The following is a 21,576-nucleotide window of genomic DNA, read 5'->3' as shown; positions in this document are numbered from 1 at the left end:
GCTTGCCCAGATCGGATACGATACGATTTGGATGAGGATGCAGGGCGGTTCGGGCATGTGTCAACCACGAGAGCGAAGATGTCCGTGGTGGCCTCAGAGGGAGGGACGATGGGTGACTCCGCGCCGGTGGCAGGCGCGTCCAGCGGCTCGGGTTCCGACGAGCCGGCCAAGGTCAGTGTGCGCGAGTCGGTCTTCCAGGCGCTCAAGGCCCGGCTCATGGATCACGACCTGGAGCCCGGGACGAAGCTGTCGATCGACGGGCTCTCCCGCGAACTCGACGTGTCGCAGACGCCGGTCCGCGAAGCGCTCGCGCGCTGCGAGTCGGAGGGGCTCGTCGTCCGCCGGCCGAACGCCGGCTATCTGGTGGCTCCGCTGCTCGACCGGGCCGCCCTCGACGACCTGTACGACGTTCGCCTGCTCCTCGAACCGTCCGCTGCCGCCCGTGCCGCTCGGCACGCCACGGATGCCGAGGTGGCCGCCATGCGGGAGGCGCTGGAGCAGATGATGTCGCCGCTGCTCGGCGACACCTACGAGGCCTACCGTGGCTTCGCGGAACTGGACGCCCTGTTTCACAACGCGATCGCCGAGGCCAGTCGCAGCCCGCTCATCGCCGACACGCTGCGCAGGTTCCGCGCGCACACCCATGGTTACCGCCTCTACTTCCGCCACGGGATCGCCACCCACGCCGCCGATGAGCACCGCGCGGTGCTCGACGCCATCTGCCGCAAGGATCCCGAGGCGGCGGCGAGCGCCATGACCGCCCACCTCGAGGCGTCGCGGTCACGCCTGACGAGCGCCTACGAAGCCTGACCCTGCCAGATCCGCGGAGAGTGCGGCGTCGCGGGCCAGGGGCAGCGCAAAATGCCTGATCAGAGGCTGCTATCCTCGCCCGCATGCCCGAACTGATCACACCCACACGTCGACTCCAGTCCTCATGGCTCGCGGCGCGTGACGAGTGGCCTCCAGGTGCCCATCAGGACGGGACCGGCTTGCGCCTCGCACCTGAGGCCGAGCTGGACAATCCCGAGGTCTTCTCGGCGTGGGTCAAGGAACTGCGGCAGCAGTCGGACAGGTCGGTCACCCTGGGAGACGGGAGCGTCCACGCCACCTACTGGTGGATCGTCGAGGGCGACGACTATCTGGGAGCCATCGATCTGCGGCACTACCTGAACGCCGTCCTCCTCGATATCGGCGGGCACATCGGCTACAGCATCCGGCCTTCTGCCCGAAGGCGCGGCCTGGCCACGTGGGCCCTCGGGGCGGTTCTGCCCGAGGCGCGTGCGTTCGGTATGGATCAGGTCCTGGTCACCTGCGACGACGACAATGTCGGATCGGCGCGCAGCATCGAGCGCAACGGTGGCGTCCTGGAGGATGTCCGCACCACGGAGGTGGGCGTCAAGCGCCGCTACTGGATCACTCTGTAGGCAGTGGTTCGGTCCGTCACCGCCTCGCCGGTGCCGTTCACCCTGAGCCCCGCCGACGACCTCCCCTTCGCCGCCTCCCTGCCGCGGTTGTTCCGGCGGGTTCCGATCTGGTCAGGCCTACCTACGCATGCCCGACCAGAACTGATCACCGCGCCTCAGAGGAGTTCGCCGGCCCGGCGCAGGCGGCGCTCGCGAAGGGCCAGCAGCGGCGGCAGACCCACCTGCACGACGATGTACGCGGCCACGGCGAGCGCCTCCCAGAACCCCGCCGAGCCGATCGCGTTGCCATCGAGCTGCGTCAGGGCCCAACGTCCGAGAGAGAGGGCCAGCGGCAGCACGCCCGTGACGAATATCCAGACCATGCCCGCGATCCCCGCGACGTACGGCACCACGAACCACCGGGCGACCCGGCGGTCACGCGCGCTCGTCTCCGACAGCTCGGCCGTCTCGGCCTGAGTGAGCCGGAACAGCGTGGCCTTGGCGGTCAGCCAGGTCGTCCGGTAGAGGTTGTGGCACCGCAGCACGTTCGCGAGCAGAGCGTACGAGTCGCTGCGCAGCGGCAGCGCGGCCCACTGCCAGACGATGCCGACGATCTGGGACAGCACCACCACGGCGAGGAGATCGTCGAGGACGCCGGGCGGGTCGAGCAGCCGCAGTCCCAGCGCGGCGGCCAGCACCACGGTGTCGATGGCCATTCCGGCCAGGTAGACGCCGTGGCGGCGGTTGCGCGGCACCGTGACGATCTGGGTGAGATCGGTCTCGAAGACGACGTATATGCCCCGATAGCTGACACGGAAGATCGCCGGCACGCCGATCGCCCGCCCCGCGAGCCAGTGCCACGCCTCGTGCACGGCGCCGAACGCGATGCCGATCAGCAGCCAGCCGAACGCGGACAGGCCGGGACCGGGCAGGAACCAGGCGTCCTCCCAGGAGGGACGCAGATCGGGCCGGAACAGCAGGAGGGAGCCGGCGAAGACCGCGGCGGCCGCGTAACACGACCAGGCGGCGGGCCCGAACAGCCGGGCCGCCGATCGGGGGCTGACCCCTTCGATCCATTTGATCTGCCCGCGCCTTCCACCCGCCTCGGCCGGCGGGTCGAGCAGCCCCGCCGCGGCGAGCCCGTCGACGAACTCCGTGCCGTTCACCTGCTCGCCCGCGACCTCGCCGGCCCGCGCGGTGGCCTCGTCGAGCGAGCCGGTCTCCTGGAGCGCGGTGACGAAGACCGCGCCGGGCTCCGGCACCGCGACGAAAATGCCCAGCTCGGGGCGGCCTAGAATCCATGCCTCGCCGTCGAAGGCGACCGTCAGCCGGGCGGCCCGCTCGCGCAGCTCCTCATCCAGGGACGCGGCCATTCTTCACTCCATGGTCGTCAGGAAGGGGGAAGGGCCGCACCCCGATCAGGCAGGAGTGCGGCCCCTTGGCCCGATTCTCAGGAATCGGTGCCGTTCTGCGTGAGACGGGCGTTCTCGACGCGCACGATCTCGATCTTCATACTGATCACCTCCCTCCGCATACCGCACAAGCGGGGTCGCGCGGCCACTCGGTCTGACTGGTCGCACAGCCGTGCGCGAAGTCGATGTCGAGTGGCCTACCGGCGTACGCCGGTGGCTCGAAGCCGGTCAGGTAGCGCAGCACCTCGAAGGCGCCGAAGGCCCCCAGCAGGCCGGCGACCGGCCCGATCCCACGGTTGGGCTGTGGCCTGCTGACGAAGAGGCGGGTGGCGGCGATGGCGCCGGCGATGACCGGGTCGTCGGGGTCGGGGAAGTCGGCCGGGTTCGAGGGGTCGGCCGGTACGCAGGCGCGGCACGCGCTGACGCCCGGGTTCACCGACCAGACCGTGCCGGTGGTGACCGACATGCCGCCGCGGACGAACGGCACGCCGTCGCGTACACACGCCTCGTTGACCCAGAGGTCGATGTTCTTCGGACGGTCGATGCCCGAGGCCACGACATCGGGCCGGACCCGGCGGATGAGCTCGACCAGTTGCTCGGGGCCGGTGACGTCGGCCTCGACCCACTCGACCTGGATGGCCGGGTCGAAGGCCCGCACCCATGCCGCGGCGCGCTCGACCTTGCGTGCGCCGATGTCCTCCGTGCGGTAGAGGTACTGCCGGGCGAAGTTGCGCGGTTCGACGGCGTCCCGGTCGAGCAGCGTCATCGCGCCGACGCCGAGCCCGGCGAGGTGCGGGATGGTGTTGGAGTTGAGGCCGCCGGTGCCGAGCACCAGGACGTGCGACTCGCGCAGGCGGCGCTGCAGGTCCTCCCGGCTGCGGTCGAGGGTGCCGAACGACTCGAAGAAGGCCAGGTTGCTGAAGTACCGCTCGGCGTCGGAGGGCTCCAGCCGGTCGAGGCGGTCGCCGTCCTCCAGCAGCCGCTCGGCGTCGAACGCCGCGACGGCCTCGCGTACGTCGGCCACGTCCAGCGACAGCTCGTCCGCGATCTCGGCGACGGTCCTGCCGCCCTCGCTGAGGAGGCCCACGAGCTTTTCCACGATCCCGTCGGGGTCGGTCAGGAGCAGCTGGTCGCGTGGGTCATAGACCAGCCGCAGCTCATCCCCGACCCGCTCCCAGGAGATGCCTTTGAGTCGTGGCCTCATCGGCGCACCAGCCAATCTCTGAGATGGGATTTGGCAACACAGTGGCAGCCGCGCGCATGGACGCCGCATGGATCCCGCACGGAAGCACATTGCCCCTGCCGGAGGGGTGGACCAGCCTCGAACTCGTGATCTTGGCCGGTGTCCGATTCCTCGCCTCAGGCGTCCCGCTGGGCGAAGGCGAGCGCGGCGCCGGCCAGCCCGACCGTCAGCCACGCCCCCAGCACCAGCCCGCCCTCCACCGGCGTCAGCCCCGGCCCTTGCAGGTAGATCCGCGCCCCCGCCACACTCGGCAGGTAGCCGGCCAGGGTGGTGACGCGGCCCAGGACCGGCGGCAGGATCAGGACCAGCACGAGCGCGGTGCCGAGAGCGGCGACGACGTCCCTGGTCAAGGTCGCCGCCACCGCCCCGAGCAGGCCGATCAGCACCAGATAGGCGGCGGCGCGCAGCAGACCGGCGACGTCCACCTCGGCGCCGTCGGTGAGGCGGGCGGCGAGCGCGGCGCCGGTGACCGTGAGCAGGGCGGTGCAGGACGCGACCACCAGGTACGCGATGAGCTTGCCCGCCATGAGCGGCATCCGCCCCGGGACGGCGGTGAGGGTCGTACGGATCTGGCTCCCGGCGTACTCGGACGCGACCGACAGGACGCCGAGCACGAGCAGGCCGGCCTGGGCGTAATCGACGCTCCTGAACGCCGACGCCATCGCGGACGGTGGCCCGGCGGCGATGACGGCGGCGAGCCCGGCCGGGACGAGGACGGTCGCGCAGACCGCGGCGAGCGCGGCCGGGAGGGTGACGAGCTTGATCACTTCGGCGGCGACGGTGTTGCGCAGGCCCATGGGTCACGCGTCCCTGTGGACGAACACGCCCGCGGCCACGGCGAGCAGCACGGCCGCCCACGCCGCCATGACCAGGCCGCCGGTCGCCGGCTCGAATCTGACCTCGGCCGGGTAGTTCCTGACGAACATCTGCGCGCCGGCCACGTCCGGAAGGTACTTCGCCAGCGAGGTGACCTTGCTCAGCAGGAAGGAGACCGACACGACCGAGGTGTTGACGATGAACACGACCATCGGCACGACGCCGGCGCGGGTCATGACCGTGACGGCGAAGGCGATCAGCGCGGTGAGCACCCAGTAGACGACGGCCCCGAGCGGCCGCCAGCCGAGCGCCGCCAGCACCGCGCCGGGCGAGCCGGCATGCCCGCCGAGCAGGGCCAGCGAGATCAGGATGCCGGCGCCGATCGTGACGATCGCGAGGGCTCCGCTGACGAGGGCGAGCACGATCGCCTTCGCCGCCAGCAGGACGCCGCGGTCAGGGGTGGCGGTGAGGGTGACCGCGATCTGCCTGCCGCCGCCCGCGTCCTTGGTGGTGGAGGTGTACTCGCTGCTGATGATGACGACCCCGAGCACGATCACGCTGATGACGCCGAAGGCCGCCATCTCCAGGACGAGGTCGAGCGTGCGGCCGTCCTCCGGCATCCCGCCGTCCAGCCTGCCGCGCCTGCTCGCCATGGACATGGCGGTGAACATGAGCGTCAGCCCGGTGCCGGCCACGGTCGCGACCAGCGCGGCAGGCAGCAGGACGAGCTTCCTGAGCTCGGCGGCGATGGCGTTCAGCACGGTCACGACCTGCTCCCGGCGTCGCCGGAGCGGTGCGCCGGATCGGTCAGGACGAAGAACGCCTCCTCCAGCGAGGCGTGCCCGGCGATGACCTCGGAGAGCGGCCCGGAGGCGACGATCCGCCCCGCGCTGATCACGATGAGGTCGTCGGCGACCTCGGCCATCTCGCTCATCAGGTGGCTGGAGATCAGCACCGTGCCGCCGCCCTTGGCGTACTCCTTCAGCAGCCGCCGCATCCAGCGGATCCCGTCGGGGTCGAGGCCGTTGACCGGCTCGTCGAGCACCAGCGCCGTGGGTTCGCCGAGCAGCGCCGCCGCCAGCCCGAGCCGCTGCCCCATGCCCAGCGAGAACGTGCCGACCCGCTTGCCCGCGACGTGCTCGAGCCCGACCTCCGCCAGCGCCTGCGCCACCCGGTGCTTGGGGATGCCGTTGCTGCGCGCCACCCAGGACAGGTGGGCGCGCGCGGTGCGGGAGCGGTGCGCTCCGCTGCCCTCCAGCAGCGAGCCGACCGTGCGCAGCGGGTCGCGCAGCTTGCGGTACGGCAGGCCGCCGATCAGCGCGGTGCCCGCGTCGGCGCGGTCGAGGCCGAGCAGGATGCGCAGCGTGGAGGACTTCCCCGCCCCGTTCGGGCCAAGGAACCCGGTCACCCGCCCGGGCCCGACGGCGAAGGAGACGTCGCTGATGGCGACTTGGGCGCCATGACGTTTGGTGAGGCCGACAACTTCGATCATGGACTGCAGCGTTCCAGCCGGGGCCGGACGGCCGCATCGGCCAAAGGTTGACAGCTACCGCAGGCCGTCCACGAAGCCGGACTCGTAGGCCAGGATGACGAGCTGGGTGCGGTCGCGCACGCCGAGCTTGAGGAAGAGCCTGCTCAGGTACGTCTTGACGGTGGCCCGGCTGAGGAACAGGGCGGCGGCGATCTCCTCGTTGGACATCCCCTGGACGACGGCGGCCACGACGTCGCGCTCGCGCTCGGTCAGCCCGGCCAGGCGGGCCGCGCCCGGGCGGGGGCGGGCGTAGCCGGCGATCAGCCGCCTGGTCACCTCGGGGGCGAGCATCGCGTTGCCGTGGTGAACGGTGTGGACCGCCCTGAGGATCTCGTCGGTGCCGGCGTTCTTCAGCAGGAAGCCGCCGGCGCCGGCGCGCAGGGCCTCGAAGACGTACTCGTCCAGGTCGAACGTCGTCAGGATGACGACCTTGACCTCCGGGCGGGCCGCGCAGATGGCCCGGGTCGCCTCCAGGCCGTCCATGACCGGCATCCGGATGTCCATCAGCACCACATGGGGGCGCAGCCGTGCGGCGGCCGCGACCGCCTCCCGGCCGTCACGCGCCTCGCCCGCCGCCGTCAGCGCGGGGTCGGAGTCGACGAGCTCCACGAGCGAAGTCCGCAGCAGATCCTGGTCCTCGGCGACCAGCACCCTGATCGGCTCAGTCACGCGCCACCTCCGGCATCGGGATCACGGCGCGCAGCTCGAACCCGGCCCCCTGCCGGTGCCCCGAGGTGAAGGCGCCGCCGAGCAGCTCGACCCGCTCCCGCAGCCCGACCAGCCCGAACCCGGGCTCACCCCGCCCGGCGAACGCACCGCCGCCGTCGTCGACGACCGCGACGCGTAACTCGCCGTCCACGCCGCTCACCGTGACCGTGCAGCGTGCGCCGGGGGCGTGGCGGGCGACGTTCGTCAGCCCTTCCTGGACGATCCGGTACGCCGCCAGCCCGGCTCCCGCCGGAACCCCCTCGGCATCCGTCACCGTCAACGTCACCGGAACGCCGCCCTCCCGCATCCGGTCCGCCAGCTCGGCCAGGTCGCCGATCCCCGGCGGCGGACGGCGTTCGGCGGGCTCGTCGCTCTCACGGACGGCGCCGAGGGTCGTCCGCAGTTCCTCCATCGCCTGCCTGCTCACCTGCTCGATCTGGCCGAGCCTGACGCGCATGCGCCCCATGTCGTCCGCGCGGGCCGCGACCCCGGCGGTGACGGCGATCGTGCCGAGCGAGTGGGAGACGACGTCGTGAACCTCCCGCACCACGCGCAGCCGCTCCGCCGTCACGGCCCCACGCCGCTCGGCCAGCATCGCGTGCTCGGCCTCCAGCGCCGCGCGGCGCGTCGTGGCGCCCAGCACCCAGGCCGAGGCCAGCGCGAACAGGCTCAGCATCGTGTAACGCACGGCGCTCCCCGCGTCGGCGGTCCCCAGGAACGCCACCGCCGCGATGGTCGCCCCCGTCGCCGCCCCCACGGTGTTGAGGGACCTGGCGGTGCCGTGCCTGAGGGCGACGCGGTAGAGCACCCACGCCGAGGCGACGAACGGGTCCAGCGTCATCCCGAACGCGGCGCCCGCCAGGGTGACGGCGCCGACGACGCCCAGCGCGACGAACGGTCGCCGCCCGCGCAGCAGCATGCCGACGACCAGCAGCGCGATCAGCCCGGCGTGGACCCAGGCGGCGCGGCCACCACTGTCGATCGGCAGCCAGAACACCAGGACGCACAGCGCGACAGCCGCCAGGTCCCACCCGGTGGAGCCGGACCGGTCGGGATCGAACCAGTGCTGAGCCATACCGCAGACCCTAACGAGCCCGCCGCTCCGCACGCCCGGTCCTTCCGGTGGCTGTCGGCCGGCCTCCCCGTGGTCAGCACGCCGCTGAGCCTGTTGGTGACTCCGTTCTATGGCCGTGTGGCGCGGACGTAGTAGAGGAGGTACGGCAGGCGGCCTTCTGATTCCACCCGGAAACCGGCGTCGGGGATCATGGTGCCGAGAAGGTCACGAGGGTCGTGCCGCATGGCGGGGCCGCTGAGGGCGCCGATGAGGTGTCTGGCCAGGGGGTTGGCAGGTGGGCGGAATTCGGCGATGAGCAGGCGGCCGCCGGGCCGCAGCACGCGGAACATCTGGCGCAGCGCCTCGGGCCGGGCACCGGCGGGGATGTGGTGGACGGCGAAGCTGGAGACCACCAGGTCGAACGAGCCGTCGGGGAACGGCAGGTCCTGGCCCTCGCCTTCCACATAGGTGCAGTTGGCCGAAGCGTGCCGGGTGGCGTAGTCGATCATCGCGGGGGAGGGGTCCACGCCGGTGACGTGGCCGCCGGGCGTGACGACCGGGGCGAGGATCCGGCTGAGATAGCCGGTGCCGCAGCCGACGTCCAGGACGCGATCGCCTGCTCGTGGCCTGGCCGCTGTCGCCACGCGGGTGAAGGCGGCGCGGCGGCCGCCCAGGAATCCGATCGAGACGAGGGTCTCGTAGGTGCGCGGGTGGTCGATGGTGCCGCCGGCGTCGGCGTGCTCTTCGTGGGTGTGCAGGAGCTTTCCCAGACCCATGGCATTGCCTCCCAATGATGAACAAGCTGTTCAGTTATGAATGATGCGTTCATTATGGTGAGGGGGCAACGAGCAGATCGGCCGTGTTGTGCGGTACCGAACAGAGGGTGGGGAAGTGTCCGGAGACAGGCGGGTTCGGCGTACCCGGCGGATCGTCCAGGAGGCGCTGGTGGCGCTGATCCTGGAGAAGGGGTATGACGCGGTGACCGTCACCGACATCATCGAGCGCGCGGACGTGGGCCGGTCCACGTTCTACTCGCACTTCACGGACAAGCAGGACGTGCTGTTCGGCAACCTCGACGAGCTCGCGTTCCTGCATCCCGTACCGGCTGCCCGATCGGGGGAGCTTTTCGCGTTCAGCCTGCCGATGTTCGAGCACGTGCGGGAGCAGCGGCGGCTCGTGCGTGCGCTCCTGGGGCGGCGGGGCGGCGGCCAGGTGTACGCGCGCGGCGAGCAACTGCTCTCGGCCGCGGTCAGGAACGAGCTCGTGGCCGCGGGCGCGCGGGCGTCGGCCTCGCTGGACCTGCTGGTGGTGTGCGTGGTCGGCGCGTTCATGGGGCTGATGCGGGCGTGGGTGGACGGCGAGAGCACCGCTACGCCCGCCGAACTGGACGCGGCCTTCCGCGCGGCGATCGAGCCGGGCGTGCGGGCGGCGCTGGGTCAGGAGTAGCTGAGGGTGAGGGGCACCACCAGGAAGGCCAGGGCCGCGGTCCAGAACGCGCCCGCACCCGGGGCGCCCGCTAATGAGCCGAACATCGCCGCCAGGCCTGGGACGACGGGTTGGGCGACACCCCAGGACGATCCCTGGAAGGCGAACCAGCGCGGCCGTTCGGGCTCGGGTGCGGAGTCGGCGACGAGGGTCTGCCAGCGTCCGAGCAGCAGTCCGTTGGCGGCCGTGGACGCGAGGTAGGCCGCCGCGGTCAGCCCCGGCTGTTCGGTGAGTGCCATGGTCAGGGCGAGCAGGCCGAGCAGCACGGCGCCGCCACCGAGCACGATCCCGTGACCCAGGCGTGCCAGTCGCCGCCCGCCTGCCCACAGCGCGAGCGGGCTGAGCACCGCCGCGCCGGCGAGGGTGAGCCCGGGTGCCCAGGCAGGGGCGCCGCGTTCGAGCAGGGCCAAGGGGATGAACATCATCACGGCCAGATAGCCCACCGCGAAGGCGGTGCTGGCGAGGGTCAGCCGGAGCAAGGGCGCGGGAGGCCGCCAGCGCCGTTTCGGCGCGACGGCCCGTTCCTCGCCGCGTGGGAGGAAGCGCAGGGCGACTCCGGCGGCTACCAGGCACGTGACCGCATCCGTGATCACCAGCCACCGCACGCCCAGAGGCAGCAGTACGGCGGCGAGCAGGCCGGCCATCGCCCCTGCTGCCGACAGGCAGACTCCGAGCAGGGCGTACACCTGTTGTCGCCGTGCTCCGGTGGCGACGCGGGCGATGAGCTCCTGGGTGGCGGGCTCGTACAGCTCGAACGCCAGACCCACGAGGACGACCGCTCCCAGCATGTGCGGCGGGGTCCGGGCGGCGGCGAGGGCCAGCAAGGACAGGCCGGTCAGGCCGAGGCCCAGGCCGAGGACCGTCCGTGGCGGCATGCGGTCCAGGAGGAAGGCCCCCATCCAGCGTGAGATCAAGGCGGCGATCCCGAAGCTCGCCAGCGCGGGGGGTGCGAGCTCAGGGCCGGTGAGCACCGCGAGAAAGGCCAGGGCATAGGAGCCGAGCTGGTTGAGCACCCGTATCCAGAGCAGCGTCTTCGCCGCTGCCGGGAACGGCTGTCGCTGCTTCTTGCCCATGAACACCGACGCAGGCTACCCGGCCGCTCCGACAAAAGGCTTCCTGACGCCGGCCTTGACGGAGCGATGTGGCGTTGGATCATCGCTCCGATACGTTTGGCATATGGTGACGGCCCCTCCGAAAACTCCTCAAGCCGCGCATACTGCGCCTACCCGACTGGCGTGGCTGGACGCGTTGCGTGGCGTCGGGGCGCTCGCGGTCGTGGGGGAGCACCTGACGACCTGGGCCATGCCCTGGCTGCGCCCCACCTCGTTCAATCTGGGCGTGTACGGCGTCTTGGTCTTTTTCCTGGTCAGCGGGTACATCATCCCGGCCTCGCTGGAGCGGCAGGGCGGCGTGCGCGCCTTCTGGATCGGTCGCCTCTTCCGCCTCTATCCGCTCTACCTCGCGGTCATCGCCGTGGTGCTGGCCCTGTCGTGGTGGATTCCCGTGCGCGACGAGGTGCCCAGGGAGGCCGCGTCGGTGGCCGCGCACGCGACGATGCTGATGGACGCGATCGGTGTGGCCGGCGTGCTGAACACCATGTGGACGTTGTCGTACGAGATGGTCTTCTACCTGCTGGTCGCCGCGCTGTTCGTGACCGGCGTGCGTGACCGCAACGCTCTGCTCCCGGTCCTGTTCGGGCTGATCTGCGCCGTCACCGGGCTGGCTCTGTCCGGTGCGTCGCTGTCGGGCGGGTGGCTGGCCTGGCTGTCGTTCGCCGTGTTCGTCATCGGTCTGGCGGGTGTGATCTCCGGACGCGCGATCACCGTTGGATCCTGTGCCCTGGGCGTCATGGCGCTGGCTCTGGTCCTGGTGAGCAGCCGCGTCCCGTGGTTCGCCGCCGCGATCCTCGCGGTCATGTTCGCCGGTACGGCGATTCATCGGTGGGAGCGCGGCGACGGCCGGCTGTGGCCGGTGGCGGTCGCCGCCGTCCTGGTGACGGCGACGCCTCTGTGGGCGATCAACGCGGGATGGTGGTGGGTTCAGCCTGATGTGTGGAGCCTGACCATCGTCCTGGCGGGCGCCACCTTCGCCGCTGCCATGGTCTGGCGCACGCGCCGCGTGCCCGTCTTCCTCACCTGGCTCGGGACGATCAGCTACTCCCTCTATCTCGTGCACCTGCCGATCCTGCTCGTCGTCATGCAACTGGCGGGGGAGATGCGCTGGTCACCCCTGCCCCTGCAGATCGGCATCAGCGTGCTCTTCGTCGGTGTGCTCTTCCCGGCCAGCTGGCTGAGCCACCGATTCATCGAGCGCCCCCTGCAGCGATTCGGCCGCCGCCTGGCTGACCGGCACTCCTCCGCGGCGCCCGTACTCACGTGAGGACCACCGGGGCCGGGTGAGGATCGGCGGCATCGGCATTCCTTTCAGTGAGCTCGGCATACGGCAGCGGGCAGTCAGGGCAGGTGCAATGCATCAGACTGGTGCAGCGGGCTGCGATCACCTGCCCGAGCGTGTCCCGGATGGTGGTCAGGTCGGCGATCTTGCGATCTATCTCGGTCATCTTGGCCTTCGCCCGCTCTTGCAGGTCAGGGCTGGGATGGCTGCGCCGTCCCGTCTCGAGCAGCTCAGCCACCTCCTCCAGGGTGAAGCCGAGCCGCTGGGCTGCTTTGATGACACCCAGCAAGGTGACCGTCTCGGGCGGGTATGCGCGATGCCCGCCGGGGCTCCGGTCCGGCTTGGCGATCAAGCCCCGGCGCTCGTAGTAGCGCAGCGTCTGGATGTTGACCCCGGCGAGCTCGGCTACTTGCCCGGTGCGCAGGTGGACGGATTCGGTCGGCTGCGTCGCGGTGATCTTGGAGCGGTTGCCATAGGGGTTCGAGCCGGATGTCATGTCAGGCCGGCCGCCGCTTCGGCCCGCGCCTGCAGGGCGTCCAGGACCTTCACGTGCTGCTCGGGCACCCGTACCTCCAGGCCCATGACGCCATCCGCGATGGTGAGGGTGAAGGAGAAGAACGAGCAGCAGCCGCTTTCGCGAGCGGCCAGCTGCGAGGCTCGGCCGGCGTTGTCCGGAGCGAAGACCAGATCAAGGAGCAGCCGGGTACGGTCCGGCCGCCGGACCGCCCGCACAGCCTCAGCGAACAACGCGTCGAACTCGGCCACGCGAAGCGGCTGCTCGGCGGTGGGCAGCGTGCACGCCGACGGCACCCACTGCTGGTCCAGGGTTATGGCCTCTCGTGTCATGCCTCGACGGTAAACCCGTACCTGGGTACCGAATACAAGTACTTCGACGAGCACCGTCTACGCCGAACGCTCATCCGCTACCTGGCGCTCAGCAGGGCGGGACGCGGGAGTCGCGCGGCAGGATCTCCTCCATGAGGTTCGCGACCACGCGGTCCGGCTCATGAGTGCAGTCCGCGCGGAACCCCGGTTCGTCCGCCTCCAACGGCTCGAGGGTTTTCATTTGAGAGTCGAACAGCGCCCCCGGCATGAAATGCCCGGTGCGTGCCTCGACGCGACGGGCGATGAGGTCCGGCGGGGCATGGAGCTCGACGAACACCACACTCGGGGCCTCGGCGAGAATGGTCTCCCGATATATTCGTTTGAGCGCCGAGCACGCGACGACCGCCCCTTCCGCTCGTAACCCGGCGAGAGCGCGTCCGACCGTGACGAGCCACGGGAAACGGTCGTCGTCCGTGAGCGGGACGCCCGAAGCCATCTTGGCCACATTGGCCCGCGGATGAAGGTCGTCGCCGTCGAGGAAAGGCACTCGCAGCCGCTCGGCGAGTAAGCGGCCGACGGTGGTCTTTCCGGCCCCGGACACGCCCATCACCACAACAAGTGGTCGCAGCGGAAATCCCCTTCCTCGGTCTGATCGGCCGATATCGACCCGCGGCATCAGTAGAACTCGACCGTGTCGACGACGTTCACGAGCTCGTGCCCGTACAGCAGCCGAGTGGCGTTGTCGGCGAACAGCTCGACGACGGCCGCCTCCTCGTCGACCGCGAGGGCCGCGGTGTGCGGACTGATCAAGACGTTGGGCATTCCCCAGAGCGGGCTCGCGGCGGGCAACGGCTCGACCTCGAACACGTCGAGTGCCGCGAACCCGATCCGCCCGTCCTCCAGCGCCGCGATCAGGGCCGGCTCGTCGACCACGCTGCCGCGGCCCACGTTCACGAACGTGACACCGCGTTTGACCCGCGCGAGCAGCCGTTCGCCCACGATCCGTCGCGTCAGGTCGGTGCCCGGCAGCGCGGACACGATCACGTCCATCTCGCCGACGACGTCGTCCAGTTCGTCGATGCTCACGAACCTGTCGACGTCCAGGTGTTTGGCGTCGGCGTGGCGTGAGGTCGCCGTGACGCTCATGCCGAGCGCGGAGAGAGAGCGGGCGACGGCCCTGCCGATCCCCCCGAAGCCGAGGATCAGCACCTTCTGCCGGGAGATCTGCCGCGACATCCACCGCTCGCCCCACTGGCGCCGGCTTTTCTGCCGCAGCAGCCGGGGAAGATCCTTGGCACCGCAGAGGACGCCCAGCACCACGAACTCGGACAGCGGCGATCCGTGCACGCCCGCCGAAGTGGTGAACGTGACCCTCTGGAAGTGCGACGGGCTCAGCCCGGCCTTCCCGACCTGCTGGCCGCCGCCGGCGGAGGTCGTGTGCACCCACTTCAGGCGCGGATTCGACTGCACCGTACGGGCCAGCGCCGCAGGATCGACGTCGGGGATCCCCAGCAGCGCGTCGGCGGAATCGAGGAGGGCTTCGAATCTTCGCTGCTGCTCCGGAGTCCGCCGAAACCCGGGATCGCCGGAGAAGTCCGCCTGGTGCCGGGCGGGCGGCAGCAACGAGGGATCGAACAGCAGGGTCACGCGCGGTTCGCGTTCCAGGATGAGCCGGTAGGACTCCTCGTGAAGGGGGTTGGCGACGGCTACTCGAAGGTTTTTCCGGCCGGGCGGGAGTCGGTCCCCGTCCGGCTCCTTGTGATCGCTCACTCGCCGATCAGCTCTCGACGAAGAGTCGCTGGGCGCGTTTCCACGCCTCTACGGAAGTGTCCATGTGCACCTTCATCGCGTGACGCGCCTTGTCAGGGTCACGCTGCTCGACCGCTCGCAAGATCTCCGTGTGCTCCTTCAGCGCAAGTGAGATCGCGCCAGGCAGACGATCGGTCAGCTGGCGCGCGTTCAGAAGAAGATCCCCCACACCCTCGAGCACGTTGCGGAACGCTGCCCTGGGAGGCGACGCCGTCGCACGCCGGATTCACGCCCGACGACGTCGAGCCGTGGCTGCCCATACCCGCGTGGGCGGGACGGTTCAGCGCCGAGAGCCAGGAGCTCGACCCCCGCTCGCTCCTCTCCCGCGTCCAGGAACTCCTGAAGCTCCGGCGAGAGCTGGCCGCGCTGCGTCAGGGCGGCATCACCGTGCTCTCCGCCGACCCGGACCATCTCGCCTACCTCCGTGGCGACGGCGAGAACTCGCTCGTCGTGGCGGTGAACCTTTCCGACCGCGACCAGACGGTCGCGTTTCCCGGTTCCAGGAGCACGCTCTGGTCATCGCATTCGACCGTCGGCGAGCGAGACCGGCTGCCCGGTGCGGTCACTCTCGCGCCTTTCGAAGCGCGACTCCTGCGGTGACAGTTCGGGGGCCGCGCGTGCTGACCAGGCTCGGCCTTCCGGACCGGGCCGCCCGCAGCGACACCTCAGATGGCCCCTGCGTCGCCTCGTACACTGGCTGGGTGCCCAAACTGTGGAACGAGACGATCGAGGCGCACCGCCGTACCGTGCATGACGCGATCCTGGACGCCACAGTGGAGCTGGTGGGCGAGCGAGGGCTGCTGGCGGTGACGATGTCGCAGATCGCCGAGAAGACCGGCATCGGCCGGGCCACGCTCTACAAGTACTTCCCCGACGTCGAGACGATTCTGGTGGCCTGGCACAACCGCCAGGTCGCCGGGCATCTGGAGCACCTCGTACGGGCGGGGGAGCGCGAGGCCGATGCCGGGCAGCGCCTCGAGGCCATGCTGGAGACGTACGCGCTCATCCACCAGCAGATGGCAGGGCACGGTTTCAGCCCCGACCTCGTCACTCTCCTGCACCGATCGCACGACGCCGGCCACGCCCGGCAGCAGCTGCACGCCATGTTCCGCGATGCGCTGGCCGATGCCGCGCGGGCCGGCGTCATACGTGACGACGTGGCGGCGGACGAGCTGGCCACGTTCTGCCTCCACGCGCTTCAGGCGGCCGGCGCCCTTCCGTCCAAAGCCGCTGTCCAGCGGCTCGTCGCACTCACTTTGTCCGGGTTGCGAGCCCGCTGAGCCGGACGCCCGCTCGGTCTCAGCGGGCTTTGGCGGACGGGCGGAGGCGTCGCCAGGCGTGGGTCGCCACCAGGGCCGCCTTCACCAGGAGGGCCACCAGGACGACGTCCGCGCCCAGTCCAGCCCATTGCGGAATCGCCAGAATGCCCGCGGCCAGGCCAACGTGCACGCCGACCGCCAGGACGGCGGCCACCGTAAGGCCGAGCACCATGTGCCGGCCTCGACGCGGTGTAGCCTTCGCCGCGGCGGGCGCCGTTCCGGTGTTCGCGTCCGTACGGTTCCAGTCCACGGCCAGGCCGTCCCTTCTGCCCATCCGCGTGATGTTCCTGGTGAGGAGGGTCTGGAGGCGCTGCAGCTCGTCCTTGTCCTCGGCCTCGATCCGTAATGTCAAGGCCTCGGGAGTGGCCTCCAGGACGCAGGATCCCCGGTCGACGGTGATGGTCCCGCTGGTCTCCGACCACTCGGCCTGGACGTTCTTCGGCCTCTCGCTGCCCATGTGCCGGTCGCGGCCGGGGTGAGCGGGGAAGCCGTGGCCCATCTGGGTGGCGTGGCGGCACAGCTGGACGAGGTATCGGCCGGCGCGTTCGGTTGCGACGCGGGCTTCGGCGGTCGGCATCGGCAGTCCTTTCGGGATTCGGTGAGGGTCGGATTCTGGTGAGCGCGGCGAGCCAGGCCAGGACGCCGTCGGGGATGCGAGCGCCTCTCTGTCTCGATCTGGAACACGTCGTACTATATACATACACTCTGTATCGCAAAATTCCGCAATACCGCGAACAGGTGAGGAGCACTGGACACGTGAGCACGCTCGAAGTCCCAGGAGCCCGTCTCTACTACGAGACCCACGGGAGGGGCCCTCTCCTCCTCCTGATCACAGGCGCCCCTGGCGTGGCCGACGCATATCGAGCCGTCACCCAGCACCTGACCGCCCACTTCACCGTCGCCATCTACGACCGCCGCGGCTTCTCCCGCAGCCTCCTCGAAGGCTCGCAGGACTACGACCGCCGCCTGGAAACCGACGCCGACGACGCTCGCCGTCTGATCGAGCACCTCGGCGCCGGGCCGGCGATCGTCTTCGGCGCCAGTTCCGGAGCCGTGGTCGGACTGGAACTCCTGGCCCGCCACCCCTCTGCGATCCGCACTCTCATCCCGTACGAACCGCCCGTGACGCGACTGCTCCCCGACGGCGACACATGGGTGCGGTTCTTCTCCGAGGTCTACGACCTCCGTCGGAGCTCCGGCCCCGAGCTCGCGATGACGCTGTTCCGGGAACGCACATTCGCCCCCTATGACCACCGGTACATGGCCAACGCCCCGAGAAGCGACGCCAACGCCGCCTACTGGTTCGAGCACGAGCTACGCCAGTACCCGCCGGCCCCTCTCGACCTTGCCTCGCTCGCGGCGCACGCCGGTCGTGTCACTCCCGCGGTCGGCCGCGAATCACGCGGACGCCCCTGTTACGAGGCGACCGTGGCGCTGGGCAGGCGTCTGGGCCGCGACGTGGCCGAACTTCCCGGCGGCCACATCGGCTTCATCACCGACGCCCCGGCATTCGCCGCCGCACTCGTCAAGTCGCTCTGACGGGCGCGGAGGGGAGAAGCTCAAACCCGGCCTTCCACAGTCGCCCAAAAAGTGATATCACTTTGATATCAGGGTGAAGTCGCATAGAAGGGGCGGACGATGGCGAACGCATCGGGCGAGGCCGCACTTGAGACCGCCGTCGTGGACATGCCCGCACCGCGCACGAGCGAGCACCCGGTGCGGGTGGCCAACGGGTTCGTGATGCTGGGGGTGGCGACGGGGCTGGACCTGGCCGGGATCGCGCTGCTCGTCGTGGGGATCGTCCTGCTCGCCGCGGGGGCGGGGCAGGGCGGCATGTGGGTGGTCATCGCGAGCAGCCTGATGATCCTGCTCGGGCTCTTCATGTCCTTCAGCCTCACCGCGGTGGCGCCGGGGGAGGCCAGGGCAGTGCAGCTGCTCGGCCGGTACGTCGGCACCCTGCGCGCCTCCGGCTCCCAGCGGGTCAACCCGATCACGGTGCGCCGGCGCGACGGACGTGACGAAGGTCAACGACGCGACCGTGGTGGTCTGGCAGGTGCAGGACACGGCGCAGGCGGTGCCACCCAGCCGGTGGTCAACACCGGCACGCTCTACCAGTAATCGCCGTGGAGCGGAAGAAGATCCTGTTGCGGCTTGACCCGGTGGTCCACGACGCGCTGGCGAAGTGGGCCGCCGACGACCTGCGCAGCACGAACTCGCAGATCGAGTTCCTGTTGCGCAGGGCCCTCTCAGAGGCCGGTCGCCTGCCCGACAGCGTGGGGCGGATGCGCCCACGCGGACGGCCGAGGAAGGCGCCGGAGGACGACACAGATCAGGAAGAAGAAGGGGAGCAGGCGGATGGAGACGCAAGTGAAGCAGGGTGAGTCACTGACCCGATCGGCCTTCCTACTGGCCTTCGACCTGCGGAAGGAGAAGCTGACCCAGCGGGGAGACCTGGGTTACCTGCTGCGCGCGGCCACCCTCGCCGAGCTGCTGCTGGCGGGCAACCTGGCGGACGAGTCGGGCAAGGCGCGAGCTCTCACCGCCCCGGCCGCCGAGCCGGGTTCCCTGCGGGCCGTGGTCTGGGAGCAGATCTCGAACTCGCCGCCCCGCTCGTGGCGGCGGTGGGTGCAGAAGCACAACGGCAAGGCGGTCCGCTTGGTACGCGACGAGCTGGCGGCCGCCCGGATGATCAACGTGGAGCGGCGCCGGATCCTGCTATTCCCGGTCGAGCGGATCACGCCGCGCAAGGCGTACCTGTCACGCAGGCTGGCCGAGCGCGTCGGCCAGGCCATCCGCGGCGGCCAGCCGGTCGGGCTCCTGGATGAGGACGTCCGCGTCCTGGCGGCGCTGGCCACGGCGGCCCGGCTCAAGACGGTGGTTCCCTCCTGGCGGGAGGCGCGTCTGCGCCGGGACCGGATCCAGCAGCTGTCCGCGCCCGTCGAGCCGATCGCGACCGCATTGCGCAAGAGCGTCGAGCAGGCCAGGGCGGCGGCGGCGAGCGGGGGCGGCTGACATGACGCATCACGGCGGCTCATCGCACAGTTCTTGACGGCACCCATGATGGAGGAGAGCACCTGATGCTCGAGATCAGCGAGTTACACAAGCGCTTCGCGGGCGGCCCCGACGCTCCCGACGGCAAGCTCGCCCTGGACGGGATCAGTTTCGCCGTACGGCCGGGAGAGATGTTCGGGTTCGTCGGCGCGAACGGCGCGGGCAAGACGACGACCATGCGCATCGTGATGGGTGTGCTCCAGGCCGACTCCGGCTCGGTGAGCTGGCAGGGCCGCTCGCTCGGCTACGACGACCGGCGCCGCTTCGGCTACATGCCGGAAGAGCGCGGCCTCTACCAGAAGATGCGGGTCGCCGAGCAGATCGAATACTTCGGCCGCCTGCACGGGATGAGCGCCGCCACTGCCAAGAAGGCCGCCGAGGACCTCATGGAGCAGTTGGGCGTGGCCGAGCGCAGGAACGACCCGGTGCAGGCGCTCTCGCTGGGCAACCAGCAGCGCGTGCAGCTCGCCGTGGCGCTGGTGCACGACATCGAGGTCCTGGTGCTGGACGAGCCGTTCTCCGGACTCGACCCGATCGCGGTGGACGCGCTGGCCACCGCTCTGCAGGAGCGGTGCAGGGGCGGAGTGCCGGTGATCTTCTCCAGCCACCAGCTGGAACTGGTCGAGCGGCTGTGCGACTCGGTCGGCATCGTGTCCGCCGGGCGGATGGTGGCTACGGGCACGGTGGCCGACCTGCGTTCGGCCGAGGACGACACGCTGCGGGTGGTCGTCCGCGATCCGTCCCCCGGCTGGGCGGACGGCCTGCCCGGCACGGTCACCGTGTCCGGCGACCGGCACATTCTGCGCACGACGAACGGCGACGACCAGGAGATCCTGCGCCGCGCCATCAAGGCCGGGTACGTCGAACACTTCGGCCACGAGCGCCCGACCCTCACCGAGATCTTCAAGGAGGCCGTGGCGTGAACGAGTTGATGCTGGTCGCCCGCAGGGAGATCGTGACGCAGCTCCGTACGAAGGCGTTCGTCACCGGCCTGATCATCACGGCCGTGCTGGTGGCGGCCGTCTCCTTCGCGCCGAAGCTGCTCGACGGGCCTAATTCCTACACCCTCGGCACCGTCAACTCCCAGCGGCTGCCGCTGGAGGCCGCCGCCCCGGACTCGGAGTTCACCTGGCGCGCGTTCTCCGACGAGGCCGCCGCCAAGCGGGCCGTGCTCGCAAAGGACGTGGACGCGGTGCTGGTCAACGGCACCAAGGTGCTCACGGACGGGGAGATCGACGACCAGCTCGGCGTGCTCCTGCAGAGCGTCAACCGGGAGGCGAAGCTCGGGGCCGCAGGCGTGTCGATCCCGCCGCTGAAGATGGTGTCCGTGGGCGCCGACACCCGCTATCAGGCCGCGCGCACCGGGCTCGCCGTGGTGCTGGTGATCGTGCTCTTCATGATGCTCATCGGCCAGGTCGGGATGGTGGCCATGGGCGTGGTGGAGGAGAAGGGCAGCAGGATCGTGGAGATCCTGCTCTCCACGCTGCGGCCGTGGCAGCTGTTCGGCGGCAAGATCGTCGGGCTGGGCGCGGTCGGCCTGATCAACCTGGTCACGATCCTGGCGGTCGGCCTGGCCGCCTCCATGGCTTCGGGTATCGCCGGCGACTTCCCGCCCGGCATGCCGGGGCTGGTGGCGGGGGTGGTGGTGTGGTTCGTCCTCGGGTACACCTTCTTCGCCACGCTGGCGGGGGCGTTCGCCTCGCTGGTCTCGCGCCTGGAGGAGGTCAACAGCGTGCTGACGCCGGTCATCATGGTGATCATGGTGAGCTACTTCGTGGCCTTCTACGCCACCCTCGATCCCACGGGCACGCTGGCCACGGTCATGTCGTACGTGCCGCCGTTCTCCTCGATCGTCATGCCGGTGCGGATGGCGACCGAGGTGCCGCTGTGGCAGGCGGGGCTCTCCACGGCGGCGATGGTGGCGGCGGTGCTCGCGGCGCTGGCCTTCGGCGCCAAGGTGTACCAGCGGGCGGTGCTGCGGACGGGCGCCAGGGTCAGGCTCGGCGACGTGGTACGCGTGCGCTGAATGGGACGATCTCAAGCGGGCACGGCGGCTCACCTCGGGCAGCTCCGGGGGCCGCTGTCCTGCCCGGCGCCGACGACGGTGACCTGGCCGGCAGGGATTTCCGGTGCCATGGCGGCGGCCGTGCACACGATCTGGTCGATGGCCAGCGCGGGCAGTTGGCCGGGCGGGGTGGACAGGGTCACCACCAGGTGGCCGCCGGGCTCGGCGGTCATCGAGAACGGGCCGGCTTCGGGTGGGACGTCGGTGGTGAGCCCCCGGGTTCGTTCTCTCGGGGTGGGTCCGGCTGCCAGCAGCGCGAGCGTGTCGGTTGGGGACAGTCGGTAGCCGGGCCGCGTCACCGTGCTGAGCCGGCCGTTCTTGACCAGGTAGAGGGTGACCTTCAGGGGTGGTGCGACGGGTCCGCTCGGCGGGTCGCCGGCGGAGATGGCGTCGCTGGGTTGCACGCCGCAGCCGGCCGCGAGCGTGAGCAGGGCCGCGGCGAGCAGGTGGCGGGTGGGTCG

28 protein-coding genes are annotated in these 21,576 nt (G+C 70.5%); 12 read left to right on the top strand and 16 right to left on the bottom strand.

The annotated features are described in order from the left end of the window. Nucleotides 1-108 precede the first annotated feature (108 nt). Both ACIHFD_RS51215 and ACIHFD_RS51210 read left to right on the top strand, forming a co-directional pair. Nucleotides 109-810 (top strand): GntR family transcriptional regulator, encoded by a 702-nt coding sequence (locus ACIHFD_RS51215; protein ID WP_397373105.1) that lies wholly within the window; start codon nt 109-111, stop codon nt 808-810. Between the two features lie 179 nt (nt 811-989). Further along, entirely contained in the window at nt 990-1,424 is a 435-nt protein-coding gene (locus tag ACIHFD_RS51210) for a GNAT family N-acetyltransferase (RefSeq protein WP_397373104.1), read from the top strand. Between the two features lie 155 nt (nt 1,425-1,579). Here ACIHFD_RS51210 and ACIHFD_RS51205 read toward each other — a convergent pair whose 3' ends face one another. The 8 genes from ACIHFD_RS51205 to ACIHFD_RS51170 all read right to left on the bottom strand — a co-directional run bounded on the left by ACIHFD_RS51205 (nt 1,580) and on the right by ACIHFD_RS51170 (nt 8,943). Further along, a complete protein-coding gene (locus ACIHFD_RS51205) occupies nt 1,580-2,776 on the bottom strand; it encodes a hypothetical protein (RefSeq protein ID WP_397373103.1) in 1,197 nt (398 codons plus the stop codon). Between the two features lie 145 nt (nt 2,777-2,921). Then, nucleotides 2,922-4,019 carry a HesA/MoeB/ThiF family protein gene (locus tag ACIHFD_RS51200; protein WP_397373102.1) on the bottom strand — a complete coding sequence of 366 codons (1,098 nt, stop codon included), beginning with the start codon at nt 4,017-4,019 and terminating at the stop codon, nt 2,922-2,924. A gap of 155 nt (nt 4,020-4,174) precedes the next feature. Further along, on the bottom strand, nt 4,175-4,855 hold the full coding sequence (locus tag ACIHFD_RS51195) for an ABC transporter permease (protein WP_397373101.1): 681 nt from the start codon (nt 4,853-4,855) through the stop codon (nt 4,175-4,177). 3 nt (nt 4,856-4,858) lie between these two features. Then, nucleotides 4,859-5,641, bottom strand: coding sequence for an ABC transporter permease (locus ACIHFD_RS51190; protein ID WP_397373100.1), 783 nt, complete (start codon nt 5,639-5,641; stop codon nt 4,859-4,861). After that, the gene (locus tag ACIHFD_RS51185; protein ID WP_397373099.1) at nt 5,638-6,366 is read right to left on the bottom strand and encodes an ABC transporter ATP-binding protein; all 729 of its coding nucleotides are present in this window, start codon (nt 6,364-6,366) and stop codon (nt 5,638-5,640) included. The genes ACIHFD_RS51190 and ACIHFD_RS51185 overlap by 4 nt, the downstream gene beginning before the upstream one ends. Nucleotides 6,367-6,420: 54 nt before the next feature. Continuing rightward, complete coding sequence (locus ACIHFD_RS51180; RefSeq protein ID WP_397373098.1) at nt 6,421-7,074, bottom strand: response regulator; 654 nt, start codon at nt 7,072-7,074, stop codon at nt 6,421-6,423. Next, entirely contained in the window at nt 7,067-8,188 is a 1,122-nt protein-coding gene (locus ACIHFD_RS51175) for a sensor histidine kinase (protein WP_397373097.1), read from the bottom strand. The genes ACIHFD_RS51180 and ACIHFD_RS51175 overlap by 8 nt, the downstream gene beginning before the upstream one ends. Nucleotides 8,189-8,295: 107 nt before the next feature. After that, entirely contained in the window at nt 8,296-8,943 is a 648-nt protein-coding gene (locus ACIHFD_RS51170) for a class I SAM-dependent methyltransferase (protein ID WP_397373096.1), read from the bottom strand. A gap of 115 nt (nt 8,944-9,058) precedes the next feature. On the opposite strand from ACIHFD_RS51170, the gene ACIHFD_RS51165 reads away from it, so the two are divergent. Further along, nucleotides 9,059-9,613 carry a TetR/AcrR family transcriptional regulator gene (locus ACIHFD_RS51165; protein WP_397373095.1) on the top strand — a complete coding sequence of 185 codons (555 nt, stop codon included), beginning with the start codon at nt 9,059-9,061 and terminating at the stop codon, nt 9,611-9,613. On the opposite strand, the gene ACIHFD_RS51160 is transcribed toward ACIHFD_RS51165, so the two are convergent. Then, nucleotides 9,604-10,725 (bottom strand): MFS transporter, encoded by a 1,122-nt coding sequence (locus tag ACIHFD_RS51160; RefSeq protein WP_397373174.1) that lies wholly within the window; start codon nt 10,723-10,725, stop codon nt 9,604-9,606. The two genes, ACIHFD_RS51165 and ACIHFD_RS51160, sit on opposite strands and share 10 nt — an antisense overlap. A gap of 103 nt (nt 10,726-10,828) precedes the next feature. Between ACIHFD_RS51160 and ACIHFD_RS51155 the strand changes: the two genes are divergently transcribed. Then, entirely contained in the window at nt 10,829-12,031 is a 1,203-nt protein-coding gene (locus ACIHFD_RS51155; RefSeq protein ID WP_397373094.1) for an acyltransferase family protein, read from the top strand. Here ACIHFD_RS51155 and ACIHFD_RS51150 read toward each other — a convergent pair. The 5 genes from ACIHFD_RS51150 to ACIHFD_RS51130 form a co-directional block, all read right to left on the bottom strand. Continuing rightward, nucleotides 12,024-12,542, bottom strand: a complete 519-nt coding sequence (locus ACIHFD_RS51150; RefSeq protein WP_397373093.1) for a MerR family transcriptional regulator — start codon at nt 12,540-12,542, stop codon at nt 12,024-12,026. The two genes, ACIHFD_RS51155 and ACIHFD_RS51150, sit on opposite strands and share 8 nt — an antisense overlap. Further along, entirely contained in the window at nt 12,539-12,892 is a 354-nt protein-coding gene (locus ACIHFD_RS51145) for a hypothetical protein (protein ID WP_397373092.1), read from the bottom strand. Before ACIHFD_RS51145 ends, ACIHFD_RS51150 begins: the two co-directional genes overlap by 4 nt. Before the next feature lie 88 nt (nt 12,893-12,980). Beyond that, the gene (locus tag ACIHFD_RS51140) at nt 12,981-13,478 is read right to left on the bottom strand and encodes a gluconokinase (RefSeq protein ID WP_397373173.1); all 498 of its coding nucleotides are present in this window, start codon (nt 13,476-13,478) and stop codon (nt 12,981-12,983) included. A 68-nt stretch (nt 13,479-13,546) separates the two neighbouring features. After that, complete coding sequence (locus tag ACIHFD_RS51135) at nt 13,547-14,641, bottom strand: D-2-hydroxyacid dehydrogenase (protein WP_397373091.1); 1,095 nt, start codon at nt 14,639-14,641, stop codon at nt 13,547-13,549. A gap of 7 nt (nt 14,642-14,648) precedes the next feature. Then, nucleotides 14,649-14,861, bottom strand: coding sequence for an FCD domain-containing protein (locus tag ACIHFD_RS51130; protein WP_397373090.1), 213 nt, complete (start codon nt 14,859-14,861; stop codon nt 14,649-14,651). Here ACIHFD_RS51130 and ACIHFD_RS51125 point away from each other — a divergent pair. Together ACIHFD_RS51125 and ACIHFD_RS51120 are read left to right on the top strand one after the other, a co-directional pair. Beyond that, on the top strand, nt 14,789-15,280 hold the full coding sequence (locus ACIHFD_RS51125; RefSeq protein WP_397373089.1) for a DUF3459 domain-containing protein: 492 nt from the start codon (nt 14,789-14,791) through the stop codon (nt 15,278-15,280). The genes ACIHFD_RS51130 and ACIHFD_RS51125 overlap by 73 nt on opposite strands. Before the next feature lie 101 nt (nt 15,281-15,381). Beyond that, nucleotides 15,382-15,960 (top strand): TetR/AcrR family transcriptional regulator, encoded by a 579-nt coding sequence (locus tag ACIHFD_RS51120; protein WP_397373088.1) that lies wholly within the window; start codon nt 15,382-15,384, stop codon nt 15,958-15,960. 19 nt (nt 15,961-15,979) lie between these two features. Here the strand turns inward: ACIHFD_RS51120 and ACIHFD_RS51115 are convergent, their stop codons facing one another. Next, nucleotides 15,980-16,576 carry a DUF2218 domain-containing protein gene (locus ACIHFD_RS51115; RefSeq protein ID WP_397373087.1) on the bottom strand — a complete coding sequence of 199 codons (597 nt, stop codon included), beginning with the start codon at nt 16,574-16,576 and terminating at the stop codon, nt 15,980-15,982. A 179-nt stretch (nt 16,577-16,755) separates the two neighbouring features. On the opposite strand from ACIHFD_RS51115, the gene ACIHFD_RS51110 reads away from it, so the two are divergent. From ACIHFD_RS51110 to ACIHFD_RS51085, 6 genes are all read left to right on the top strand, one after another. Next, complete coding sequence (locus tag ACIHFD_RS51110) at nt 16,756-17,538, top strand: alpha/beta fold hydrolase (protein ID WP_397373086.1); 783 nt, start codon at nt 16,756-16,758, stop codon at nt 17,536-17,538. Between the two features lie 99 nt (nt 17,539-17,637). After that, complete coding sequence (locus tag ACIHFD_RS51105) at nt 17,638-18,117, top strand: hypothetical protein (RefSeq protein WP_397373085.1); 480 nt, start codon at nt 17,638-17,640, stop codon at nt 18,115-18,117. Between the two features lie 5 nt (nt 18,118-18,122). Further along, a complete protein-coding gene (locus ACIHFD_RS51100; RefSeq protein ID WP_397373084.1) occupies nt 18,123-18,380 on the top strand; it encodes a hypothetical protein in 258 nt (85 codons plus the stop codon). Next, nucleotides 18,355-19,011, top strand: coding sequence for a GPP34 family phosphoprotein (locus ACIHFD_RS51095; protein ID WP_397373083.1), 657 nt, complete (start codon nt 18,355-18,357; stop codon nt 19,009-19,011). The genes ACIHFD_RS51100 and ACIHFD_RS51095 overlap by 26 nt, the downstream gene beginning before the upstream one ends. A 65-nt stretch (nt 19,012-19,076) precedes the next feature. Then, a complete protein-coding gene (locus ACIHFD_RS51090) occupies nt 19,077-19,973 on the top strand; it encodes an ABC transporter ATP-binding protein (RefSeq protein WP_397373082.1) in 897 nt (298 codons plus the stop codon). Continuing rightward, nucleotides 19,970-21,076 (top strand): ABC transporter permease, encoded by a 1,107-nt coding sequence (locus ACIHFD_RS51085; protein ID WP_397373081.1) that lies wholly within the window; start codon nt 19,970-19,972, stop codon nt 21,074-21,076. Before ACIHFD_RS51090 ends, ACIHFD_RS51085 begins: the two co-directional genes overlap by 4 nt. 29 nt (nt 21,077-21,105) lie before the next feature. On the opposite strand, the gene ACIHFD_RS51080 is transcribed toward ACIHFD_RS51085, so the two are convergent. Next, nucleotides 21,106-21,576, bottom strand: a 471-nt coding sequence (locus tag ACIHFD_RS51080; RefSeq protein ID WP_397373080.1) for a hypothetical protein, incomplete at its 5' end; no start/stop codon positions are given.

The sequence above is a fragment of the Nonomuraea sp. NPDC051941 genome (genome assembly GCF_044593615.1).
Note: the sequence above shows the minus strand (reverse complement) of the source record. Positions and strands in the feature narration are given on the sequence as shown.